8 protein-coding genes are annotated in these 10973 nt (G+C 72.6%); 5 read left to right on the top strand and 3 right to left on the bottom strand.

Annotated features, from left to right (window positions below; translation table 11 throughout):
* Positions 1 to 257: 257 nt before the first annotated feature.
* From BJ982_RS25645 to BJ982_RS25635, 3 genes are all read left to right on the top strand, one after another.
* On the top strand, positions 258 to 1061 hold the full coding sequence (locus tag BJ982_RS25645) for a glycerophosphodiester phosphodiesterase family protein (protein WP_203958785.1): 804 nt from the start codon (positions 258 to 260) through the stop codon (positions 1059 to 1061).
* A gap of 19 nt (positions 1062 to 1080) precedes the next feature.
* The gene (locus BJ982_RS25640) at positions 1081 to 2466 is read left to right on the top strand and encodes an MFS transporter (RefSeq protein WP_373869583.1); all 1386 of its coding nucleotides are present in this window, start codon (positions 1081 to 1083) and stop codon (positions 2464 to 2466) included.
* Between the two features lie 179 nt (positions 2467 to 2645).
* Entirely contained in the window at positions 2646 to 2990 is a 345-nt protein-coding gene (locus BJ982_RS25635; protein WP_184884130.1) for an RNA polymerase-binding protein RbpA, read from the top strand.
* 129 nt (positions 2991 to 3119) lie between these two features.
* Here the strand turns inward: BJ982_RS25635 and BJ982_RS25630 are convergent, their stop codons facing one another.
* The 3 genes from BJ982_RS25630 to BJ982_RS25620 form a co-directional block, all read right to left on the bottom strand.
* A complete protein-coding gene (locus BJ982_RS25630) occupies positions 3120 to 3647 on the bottom strand; it encodes an FxsA family protein (protein ID WP_184884128.1) in 528 nt (175 codons plus the stop codon).
* Between the two features lie 36 nt (positions 3648 to 3683).
* Positions 3684 to 5291, bottom strand: a complete 1608-nt coding sequence (gene lnt / locus BJ982_RS25625) for an apolipoprotein N-acyltransferase (RefSeq protein WP_239122607.1) — start codon at positions 5289 to 5291, stop codon at positions 3684 to 3686.
* Positions 5292 to 5780: 489 nt separating this feature from the next.
* Complete coding sequence (locus BJ982_RS25620; RefSeq protein WP_184889309.1) at positions 5781 to 8069, bottom strand: HelD family protein; 2289 nt, start codon at positions 8067 to 8069, stop codon at positions 5781 to 5783.
* A gap of 294 nt (positions 8070 to 8363) precedes the next feature.
* On the opposite strand from BJ982_RS25620, the gene BJ982_RS25615 reads away from it, so the two are divergent.
* Entirely contained in the window at positions 8364 to 9572 is a 1209-nt protein-coding gene (locus BJ982_RS25615) for an ROK family transcriptional regulator (protein ID WP_184884124.1), read from the top strand.
* A 69-nt stretch (positions 9573 to 9641) separates the two neighbouring features.
* Complete coding sequence (locus BJ982_RS25610) at positions 9642 to 10973, top strand: ABC transporter substrate-binding protein (RefSeq protein WP_184884122.1); 1332 nt, start codon at positions 9642 to 9644, stop codon at positions 10971 to 10973.

Below are 10973 nucleotides of genomic sequence, written 5' to 3'. Positions count from 1 at the left end.
ACAGGACATAACCAGGATTTTCCTGCCAGGGGTAGGCACACAGCCACCGGCAAAAGCGACTAAACGCTAACTTGACAAAAAGTCATGAACAAGAGTGATGCTAATCACACCATTTGAAAAATGGGCAATCTTGACAAAGGACGGGTTCATCGCGTCGGGGGACGTCCGGATTCGGGTAGGATCGGCTCTGATTCGTGACCCAAATGTTCACTCGGCACGGTGACCTGACAGGCTCGCCACAAGGGATACTCCTGGTCGTGCAGCTCCGCTACCCGTTCCTGGATCATCCCGGCCCGCTCGCCTTCGCCCATCGGGGCGGGGCCGCCGAGGGCCGTGAGAACACCATGGCCGCCTTCTCGCGGGCGGTCGAGATGGGGTACTCCTATCTGGAGACCGACGCCCACGCCACGGCGGACGGTGTGCTGCTCGCCTTCCACGACCACACGCTCGACCGGGTCACCGACCGGCACGGCCGACTGGCGGCGCTCCCCTACCGTGAGGTGCGGCGGGCGCGCATCGGCGGGGTCGAGGAGATCCCGCTGCTGGAGGACGTGCTCGGCACCTGGCCCGACGTCCGGGTCAACGTCGATGTGAAGGAGTCCCCGGCGATCGAGCCGCTGGCCGAGGCGATCAGGCGCACCAACGCCTTCGACCGCGTCTGCCTGACCTCCTTCTCCGACGTGCGGCTGGCCCGGGCGCGCATGGCGATCGGCCGCCCGGTCTGCTCGGCGCTCGGCCCGCGCGGCGTCGCCCGGCTGCGCGCCGCCGCCATGGGCTCGGGGTACGGCCGCCTGCTCGGCGGGCTCGCCCGGCTCGGCGTCCCGTGCGCGCAGGTCCCGCTGGGGTTCCGGGGCATGCGGGTGACCACCCGCGCCCTGGTCCGCACCGCCCACGCCCTCGGCATGCAGGTCCACGTGTGGACGGTGGACTCCCCGCGCCATATGGAGCACCTGCTGGACCTCGGGGTGGACGGCATCATGACCGACAACATCTCGGGGCTGAGGGACGTCCTCAGCGCCCGGGGCCAGTGGCATCCCCGGCAGCCCGTCGCCTGCGCCTGACCCGCCGCGCGCCGGCGCCGTGACCCCGCCCCCGCCCCCCGCCAGGCCAGGAGAGCCGATGACCACCTCCATCGTCGCCGAGGACCTCCCGAAGGCGCGCAAGCGCGAGCAGCGGGGCTGGTACTGGTACGACTTCGCCAACTCGGGCTTCCAGACCACGGTGATCACCGTCTTCCTCGGCCCGTACCTCACCGCGCTGGCCGAGAAGGCCGCGGGCCGCGCCGACGGGTTCGTCGCCTTCCTCGGCTTCGACATGCGGGCGAAGGCGTACTTCTCCGCGATCGTCACGATCTCGGTCGTGCTGCAGATCGTGGTGATGCCGATCGCGGGGGCGCTCGCCGACCACACCGGCCGCAAGAAGGAGCTGCTCGCCCTCTTCGCCTACCTGGGCGCGGCGGCGACGCTGGGGTTCTACTTCGTCGCCGGGGACGCCTACGCGCTCGGCGGCGCGCTGTTCGTGACCGCCAACGTCGCCTTCGGCGCCGCCATGGTCATCTACAACTCGTTCCTGCCGCAGATCGCCGGCCCGGAGGAGCGCGACGCGGTCTCCTCGCGCGGGTGGGGCTTCGGCTACCTCGGCGGCTTCCTTCTGCTGGCGCTCAACCTGGCCCTCTACCAGGGCAGCGGCATCGACCAGGGGCTGGCGGTGCGCATCAGCCTGGCCTCGGCGGGCCTGTGGTGGGCGGCGTTCACGGTGATCCCGATGCTGCGCCTGCGCAACCGGCCGGTCGGCGGCCACGACGCCACGCCCGGCGCCGCGATCGCCGGCAGCTTCCGCCAGCTCGGCCGCACGATCGCGGGCCTGCGCCGCTACCCGCGCACCCTGTTGTTCCTGCTGGCCTACCTGATCTACAACGACGGCGTGCAGACCGTGATCTCCTTCTCGGCGACCTACGCCGACCAGGAGCTCGGCCTGAGCAAGGACGTGCAGATCACCGCGATCCTGATGGTGCAGTTCGTCGCGTTCGGCGGGGCGCTGCTGCTCGGGTGGCTCGGCGCGCGGTTCGGCACCAAGCGGACGGTGCTGGCGAGCCTGGTGGTGTGGACGGCCGTGGTCGGGATCGCCTACTTCCTGGAGAAGGGGGCGGCCGTCCAGTTCTACGCGATCGCGTTCCTCATCGCGATCGTGCTCGGCGGCACGCAGGCGCTGTCGCGGTCGCTGTACTCGCTGGTGATCCCCCCGGGGCGCGAGGCGGAGTACTTCAGCCTGTTCGAGGTGAGCGACAAGGGGTCGGCGCTGCTCGGGTCGCTGACGCTGACGGTCGCGCTGCAGGTCACCGACAGCTACCGGGCGGCGATCCTGTCACTGATGATCTTCTTCGTGGTGGGGTTCGCGCTGCTCATGGTGGTCAACCTGCCGAGGGCGGTCCGTGAGGCGGGCAACGAGCCTCCCACGCACCTCTGAGGCCCCAGGGGACGCGCCGCGCCGCCCGGAAGGTCATGAAGATCGGAACCGCGCCGACCGGGCCGGAGGCGAAAAGCGCGATTGGATCACCCCAAGGGTGGGAATCCATCCACGGTATCAAGCGTTGTAAGCCGTGGAGACCCACCCCTCGAAACGGGGCCCTCAGGAGGCATTGAAACATGGGCGAGCGTGCACTTCGCGGTACCCGGCTCGGAGCCACCAGCTACGAGAACGACCGCAACACCGATCTGGCCCCGCGTCAGGAGGTGCCTTACACCTGCCCGAAGGGCCATCACTTCGACGTGCCCCTTGCCGCCGAGGCGGAGATCCCGGCGACCTGGGAGTGCCGCAACTGCGGAGCGACGGCCCTGAGAGTCGACGCTGAACAGCCTACGCAGAAGAAGGCCAAGCCGCCGCGGACCCACTGGGACATGCTGCTGGAACGGCGCACGATCGAAGATCTCGAAGAGGTGCTCAACGAGCGCCTGGCGATCCTTCGGGCACAGCGGCGCAAGAGCGCCTGAGGCACGTCACGGCGTCTCCGGACCATCCGCCCGGGTGGTCCAGGGGCGCCGTTCTTCATGCCCGTCATCTGATCTCTCATCCCGTGCTCCCCCTCTACGGGCCCGGCGCCCGCCGGCCGGCGGGCCCGGTCACGGGCGCAGCGCGCCTCCCGCGCGCGGCGGCCCCGGCTCGCGGGGCGCCTCGTCCTCGACGACCTGACCGGGGACGACCCTCGACGATCCGGGCGCGCCCGGCCCGCCGGGGCCCTGGGCGCCGAACATCACGCCGTAGGGCGACCGGGCGGCCATGGCCCGCACCCGGCGGCCGAGGAACCAGGACAGCGCGCGGCGCGCGAACGGCCGGGTGAACGGCAGGATCAGGGCGAAGCCGAACACGTCGGTGAGGAAGCCCGGCGTGAGCAGCAACGTGCCGCCCGCGACCACCAGGGCTCCGTCGGCGAGCTCGCGGTCGGGCATGCGCCCGGACTGCAGGGCCTCGCTCAGCGCCCGCCACGCGCGGCGGCCCTCGCGCCGGACCAGCCAGGCGCCGATCAGGCTGTCGAGGATGAGCAGGCCGACGGTCTGCCAGCCGCCGATGACCTGGCCGACCTGGATGAGCGCCCAGATCTCCAGCACCGGGACGACCAGGAACGCGACGAACAGCGCGACACGCAGCATTACCCCTCCCTCACCTCGGCTGGTACAACGCGGGGATCAGCCCGGTTGGTTCCCGTCCGGCTCCTCCTGCGCGGGACCGCGGCGCCGCCGGCCGGCGAGGGCCAGGGCGACGGCGGCCAGGCCGGCGAGGCAGAGGCCGAGCTCGGGAAGGCCGCCCGCGCGGGTGGCGAGCGTCTGCCCCGTGCGCAGCGGGACGGTGACCACGGCCATGTCCGCGACGCGCTCGGGCGCGCGCCAGCGGATCTCGCCGGAGGGGTCGATGGAGGCGGAGATGCCGGTGGTGGCCGCGGTGATCACCGCGCGGCCGTGCTCGACGGCCCGCAGCTGGGACATGGCGAGCTGCTGGGGCGGCTGGCCGGTCAGGGAGTAGGTGGCGTTGTTGGTCTGCACGACGAGCGGGTCGCCGCCGGCGCGCACGGTGGCGCGGACGACACCGTCGAAGGCGACCTCATAGCACGAGACCGCGCCCACCGTGACCGGGCCCATCCTCAGGGCGCCGTCGCGGGTGCCGGGCAGCGACTGCAGGCCGACGAGGCCGACGCGGGGCACGATCTTGGCGAGGATCTCGCGGTAGGGCACGAACTCGCCGAACGGCACGAGCTTCTGCTTGTCGTAGTAGGCGCCGGGGCCGGTGCGCGGGTCCCAGACGAGGCCGCGGGTGTAGCGGTGCCGCCCGTCGGGGGCGCGGACGACGGCGCCGACCAGCACGGGGACGCCGATGTCGCGCACGGCCGCGTCGATGACCCCGTAGGCGTAGGAGCTGTTGTAGGGGTCGATGTCGGTGGAGTTCTCCGGCCAGACCACGATGTCGGGCCGCGCCACCCGGCCGGCGCGCACCGCGCGGGCCAGGTCGTGGGTCTTGTCGGCGTGGTTGCGGAGCACGACGGCGGGCTCGTCGCCGAGGAAGCCCATGCCCTCGCCGGGCACGTCGCCCTGGATCACCCCGACCCGCACGGTACCCGCCGCCGCCCCGCCGGGACCGGGCACGGCGTAGGCGAGCAGGGGCACGGCCAGCACCCCGGCGAGCAGCGGGGCGGCGGGCGGGAGCACGCGCCGGCCGGCCAGGCGGAGGGCGAGGGCGGCCAGGAGCGTGCCGCACAGCGCGACCGCGAAGGTGACCAGCGGGGCGCCGCCGAACGCGGCGTAGGGGGTGAAGAGGGTGTGCCCCTGGCTGAAGGCCAGGCGCACCCAGGGGAAGCCGCCGAAGGGGAACGCGCCGCGCGCCCATTCCTGGACGACCCACAGGGCGGCGGCCCACACCGGCCAGCCGCGCAGCCGCGTCACCAGGCCGGTGCCGACGGCCATGACGGCGAAGTACAGGCTCTCGATGGCGACCAGGGCCAGCCAGGCGTCCTCACCGATGGGCCGCACCCACGCCAGCGCCGGCAGCAGGAAGGCCAGGCCCCCGAGGTAGCCGCCCCAGGCGGCGCGGCGCGCCGGGAGGCGGTGGACGGCCAGGGTGAGCGCCGCGACGCCCACCGGCGCGAGGAACCACAGGCCGACGGGGGGAAAGGCCAGGTAAAGGAGGACGCCCCCGGCGACGCAGGCGACGGCCCGCGGCAGGGCGCGCGCGGCGGGCGGGCGGCCGGGGAGGCCGGGCGCCCGCTCGTCGCTGTCGTTCTTCTCGGCCGTTCGCTGGGCCACGGATGCGCGTCTCTTCTCGCGGAGGGTTCGTGACCTCCGAACGCTACCGCCCGCCGGGCGCGGGTCCAACAACAGACGGCGTGAGGCGGGTGATTCCCGGGCCCGCGAGCCGAATCCGGGAACCACGGCGCGTCGCGTCACGGGAAGGAAAGGGGGCCCGGACGACCCTTCGGACCGGACCCGTCCCGTCGGCGGCGAGCGCGGAGTTCCGTTGTCTACTGGGTGTCCGGGCCCCTCCCGGGTCCAACCCCCCATCCGGCTGGGGTGCCCCGACTCGACCTGGCGCCGGATCTGCGCCTGGCTGGGCTAACGGAGCCGTGCTCCGTCATGACGCAGAGTCCGGCGACGCCTGAAGACGGCCAACCGGCAGTCCCGTGCTGGACTGTCCAGCAAACTACCGACCTCAGCTCAGATGTCAACCGTGTCCCGATCAGGGGAAACACCAAGTTTTCGCAGCTAGGACAGGAGACGTGAGTGCCGCCAATGCCGTCATAGGGGCGCGCAGCGGGACAGGACCGCGGGCAACTCGCCGCTGTGCAGCACGCCGAGCCGCTGGGTGGCGCGGGTGAGCGCCACGTACAGGTCGCCCGCGCCACGCCGGGACTCGGCGAGGATCCGGGCGGGTTCCACGACGATCACCGCGTCGAACTCCAGGCCCTTGGCCTGGGCCACGGTGAGCACGGCGACCGGGGCCTCCAGCGCGTCGGCGCCCTGCCCCGCGACCGCGCCGGGCACCGCCGAGGTGATGGCCGCGCCGAGCTCGGCGGCCCCGCCCGCCGGGACGATGACGGCCAGCCGCCCGCCCTCGACGATCTCCCCCGTGATGACCGGGCCGAGCTCGCCGTGGCCGTCGATCTGGCGCGACCACGGCCGGGTGCCGGTCTCGCGGACCGACTCCGGGGCGCGCAGGGACGGCCCGACGAGGGTGAGCACGTCGGCCGCGACGGCCATCAGCTCGACGGGCGTGCGGTAGTTGACGGTCAGCGTCTCCTCGCGCCACCGGCCGGCGACGTAGGGGTCGAGGACCTGCTTCCAGGAGGCGGCGCCCGCGGCCGCGCCGGTCTGGGCGATGTCGCCGACGATGGTCATGGAGCGGTTGGGGCTGCGGCGCATCAGCATGCGCCAGGCCATGGCCGACAGCTCCTGGGCCTCGTCCACGATGATGTGCCCGTAGGCCCAGGTGCGGTCGGCGGCGGCGCGTTCGGCGGTGGTCAGGTGGACGTCGTCGTCGCGGTGCCGGGCGGCGAACCGCTCGGCGTCCAAGATGTCGGACATGCCGGTCAGTTCCAGCACCTCGCGGGCGTAGGTCAGCTCGGCGGCGCGCTCGGCCTCCTCGGCGCGGCGCGCCGCGGCCAGCTCCTCCTCGGCGTGCAGGGCGGCGGCGCGCAGGACCTGCGGGTCGATGTCGCCGAGCAGCTCGGCGGCCTCGTCCAGCAGGGGGACGTCGGCCTCGGTCCACTGGTCGCGCCCGCCGCGCGGCGGCGTGCGGAACAGCAGCTCGCGCTCGGGCCCGGCCAGGCCCGCGTACTCCATGCGCTCGTGGGAGCCGTACAGGCCGTGCAGGAGCCGCTGGGGGGTGAGGTAGGGCCACAGCCGGTTGAGCGCGGTCTTGACGGCGGGCTCGGTGCGCAGGTCCTCGCGCAGGTCGGCGAGGTCGCCCTCGTCCAGCATGCCGCGGCCGAGCGCCTTGGCCGCCTGCTTGGCCAGGACGTTCAGGATGTGCCGCACGAAGACGGACCTGGCCTGGTTGTGCGGGCGCCTGCTGCGGAGCGCGCGGGCGCGCGCGGCCTCCAGCGTGCGCTGGTCCAGGCGCAGGGTGTACCGGCCGAGGTCGATGTCGAGGGGCCGCCGCGGCATCCGCTGGTGGCCCTGGACGGCGCGGGCGATCACCTGCACCATGCGGGCGTCGCCCTTGACGGCGGCGATCGCGTCCGGCTCGGCGGCCGAGGCGGTGACCCCCGGGTAGAGCTCCCCGACCGTGGACAGCAGCACGTCGGTCTCGCCGAGGGAGGGCAGGACCTGCTCGATGTAGCGCAGGAAGGTCAGGTTCGGCCCGACGATGAGCACGCCGCGGCGGGCCAGCCGCTCGCGGTGGGTGTAGAGCAGGTAGGCCGCGCGGTGCAGGGCGACGACGGTCTTGCCGGTGCCGGGGCCGCCCTGCACCACCAGCACGCCGTTCAGGTCGGAGCGGATGACGCGGTCCTGCTCGGCCTGGATCGTGGCGACGATGTCGCGCATGCGCCCGGTGCGCTTCTCGCCGAGGGAGGCCAGCAGGGCGGCCTCGCCGTTGAGGGTGGCGCGGTCCTCGTCGCTGAGCCGGTCGAGGTCGAACAGGTCGTCGTCGACGCCGATGACGCGGCGCCCCCGGGTCTGCAGGTGGCGACGCCGGGTCACCCCCATGGGCGCGGCGGGCGTCGCCCGGTAGAAGGGCTGGGCGACCGGGGCGCGCCAGTCGATGAGCAGGCGCCGCTGGTCGTCGTCGGAGATGCCGAGCCGGCCTATGTACAGCGGCTTCTCCTCCGCCAGGTCGAGCCGCCCGAAGCACAGGCCGTTCTCCACCGCCCACAGGCGCGCCAGGCGCTCGGCGTACATGCCGGCGAAGGAGTCGCGCTCGGAGCGGTTCTGGTGGGTGCCCCCGCCGCCCTGGGCCAGGACCTTGTCGAGCTGCGCGCGGGTGCGCGCCCGGAGCACGTCGAGGCGTTCGTACAGGCCCGCGACGTACCGCTGCTCCTTGGCGAGTTCGGTTTGACGGACTGTTGGGGCTTCGTTATCATTGATAGTAATGTGAAACTCCGCGCCTGCTTTGCCATTTGGGCTGTATGTGATGACAAGGGCTCAGGATAGCAGATCGCCCTTCGCATGCCCGTCGCCGTCGCCGTCCGCGACGGCTTTCGCGTTTCCGGGGGCGGCCGCGGCCGCCCGTCACGCGCGGTGATCCCCGACTCCCTCCGGGTCACAGCTTGGTAGAGCCTATTGACCCTGCTCGGGTGCGTGAGGGTACCGTCCCTACTGAGTTAGGAACCTTTCCTAACTCCGACAGGACGGCCCGCGCGACGAGGAGCAATGGGCGGCATGGAGACGAACTCGCAGCCCGGGACGCCCAGCCTGCTGCGCGCGATCAACGACCGGGCCGCCCTGCGCGTCCTGCTGGAGCGGGGCCCGCTCAGCCGGCCCCAGCTCGGCGCCCTCACCGGACTGTCCAAGCCCACCGCCTCCCAGCTCCTCGCCCGGCTCCAGGACGCCGGCCTGGTCGTGCTGGACGGCGTCCGCGAGGGCCTGCCCGGGCGCACGGCCGAGATGTACCGGATCAACCCCGCCGCCGCCCACGTCGTCGCGCTGGACGTGACCCCGGCCAGGATCGAGGTCCGCGCCGCCGACCTGTCCGGCGCCGTGCTGGCGGAGCACCGCGTGGCCACGCCCGGCAGGAGCGCGGGCGACGTCGTGGGCCGGGTGCGCGACGCCGTCGAGACCGCCCGTGAGCGGGCCGGCTTCGACCGCGCGACGCTGCGCCGCGTCGTCATCGGCATCCAGGGGGCCGTCAACCCCGCCACCGCCCGCCTCGGCTACGCCGCCCACATCCCCGGCTGGCACCTGCCCGACCTGGTCGGCACCTTCCACCGGGCGCTCGGCGTCCCCGTCGGCGTCGAGAACGACGTCAACCTCGTCGCGCTCGCCGAGCAGGCCCACGGCATCGCCCGCGGCCACTCCGACTTCGTGCTCCTGTGGGTCGACTCGGGCATCGGCGCGGCCCTCGTGCTCGGCGGCCGGCTGCACCGCGGCGCCACCGGCGGCGCCGGCGAGGTCGGGTACATGCCGACCGTCGGCGCGCCGACCGCACGCGAGACCGGCAAGCGCGGCGACCACGGCTTCCAGGCCCTGGCCGGCGGCCCCGCCGTGCTGCGGCTGCTGCGCTCGCACGGCGTGCGCGGCGGCGACCCCGCGCAGGCCGTCCGCAACGCCGTGCGCGACGCCGCCGTGGGCGGGAGCCGCGCCGAGCGGGCCAAGGGGGCGCTGCGTGAGGTCGCCGCCCGCCTGGCCATGGGCCTCGCGCCCATCACCGCGGTCGTGGACCCCGAGATCGTCGTGCTGACCGGCGGCGTGCTGCTCGCCGGCGGCGACGTCCTGGCCGAGCTGGTGGAGGAGGAACTGCACACCCTCACCTTCCCCCGCCCGCCGGTCCGGGTCTCCAGCGTCGAGGGCAACCCCGTGCTCACCGGCGCGACCAGGCTCGCCCTGTCCCTGGCCCGCGACGAGGTCTTCGGCTCGACGGTCCCCGCGTGAGCCGCCCCGCACGGCTCCCACCCCCCGTACGTCCCTCCTGACCCCCCGACCTTCCGTAGGAGGAATTCCGTGAGATCATCTCTGCTGCTCGCCGCGGCGGCGGGCCTCGCCGTGCTGGCGTCCGCCGCCTGCACCGCGGGGAACGAGACCGCCCCTGGCGTGCCGTCGGCGGGGAGCACCCCGAACCGCGAGCCCGTGACCATCACCATGTGGCACGGATTCTCCGCCGACAACGAGCTCAAGGCCTTCGACGACGCGCTGGCCGGGTTCCGGGCCAAGTACCCGTGGATCACCGTCAAGACCACCAAGGCCGTCCAGGACGACCAGATCATCCAGTCCGTGCGCGGCGGGAACCCGCCGGACGTGGCGCTGTCGTTCACCACCGACAGCGTGGCGACCTTCTGCAAGACCGGCCTGTTCCAGGACCTCGCGCCCTACCTGTCCGGGAGCAGGATCGACACCGCCATCTTCCCGAAGGTGATCGCCGACTACACCGAGTACCAGGGCAAACGGTGCGTGATGCCCATGCTCGCCGACACCTACGGCCTCTACTACAACAAGAAGCTGATGAAGGGCGCCCCGCCGCCCAAGACCCTGTCGGAGCTGGCCGACCTGGCCAAGAAGCTCACCGTCCGCGACAAGGACGGCGCCATCAAGGTCGCCGGCTTCAACCCCAGCGCGCAGATGTACGAGAACGTCCCGATCCACACCGCTCCCATGACCGGCGCCAAGTGGACCAACCCCGACGGCACCTCCGCCATCGGCGGCGACCCGGCGTGGAAGCAGTTCATGACCTGGCAGAAGGACCTGGTCGACTGGTTCGGCTACGACAACCTGGAGAAGTTCCGCAAGACCTTCGGCGACGAGTTCTCCGCCGACAACCCCTTCATGAAGGGGAGGGTCGCCATGGCGATCGACGGCGAGTGGCGCAACGCCATGCTCGCCGCCGACGCCCCCGGCCTGGAGTACGGCACCGCGCCGCTGCCGGTGGCCGACGACAAGCCCCAGCTCTACGGCGGCGGCTTCATCGCCGGCACCGTGATCGGCATCCCGCGCGGCGCCCAGCACAACACGGCCGCCTGGGAGCTCGTGAAGTACCTCACCACCGACACCGACGCGCTGGTGACGCTGTCCAACGCGATCCGCAACGTGCCGAGCACCCTGCCCGCCCTCCAGTCGCCGAAGCTGGACAAGGACCCGAACTTCCAGACCTTCCTCGACATCTTCGCCAACCCCGCCAGCACGACGCTGCCCGCCCACATCAACTCGGCGTTCAACCAGCAGACGCTGCAGGAGGCCCAGGAGGCCTGGGAGTCGGGCCGCGCCACCGACCTGGACGCCCTGCTCGCCGGCGTCGACAAGAAGATCAACGACAAGCTCAAGCTGACGGCGGGCGGCTGA

Source organism: Sphaerisporangium siamense (assembly GCF_014205275.1).
Lineage (GTDB): Bacteria > Actinomycetota > Actinomycetes > Streptosporangiales > Streptosporangiaceae > Sphaerisporangium > Sphaerisporangium siamense.
Note: the sequence above shows the minus strand (reverse complement) of the source record. Positions and strands in the feature narration are given on the sequence as shown.

What these genes read in the sequence shown, in the direction of transcription:
- BJ982_RS25630 (WP_184884128.1), bottom strand. Translation starts at nt 3,647, where the DNA reads ATGCTGCGTGTCGCGCTGTTCGTCGCGTTCCTGGTCGTCCCGGTGCTG.
- BJ982_RS25615 (WP_184884124.1), top strand. Translation starts at nt 8,364, where the DNA reads ATGGAGACGAACTCGCAGCCCGGGACGCCCAGCCTGCTGCGCGCGATC.
- BJ982_RS25635 (WP_184884130.1), top strand. Translation starts at nt 2,646, where the DNA reads ATGGGCGAGCGTGCACTTCGCGGTACCCGGCTCGGAGCCACCAGCTAC.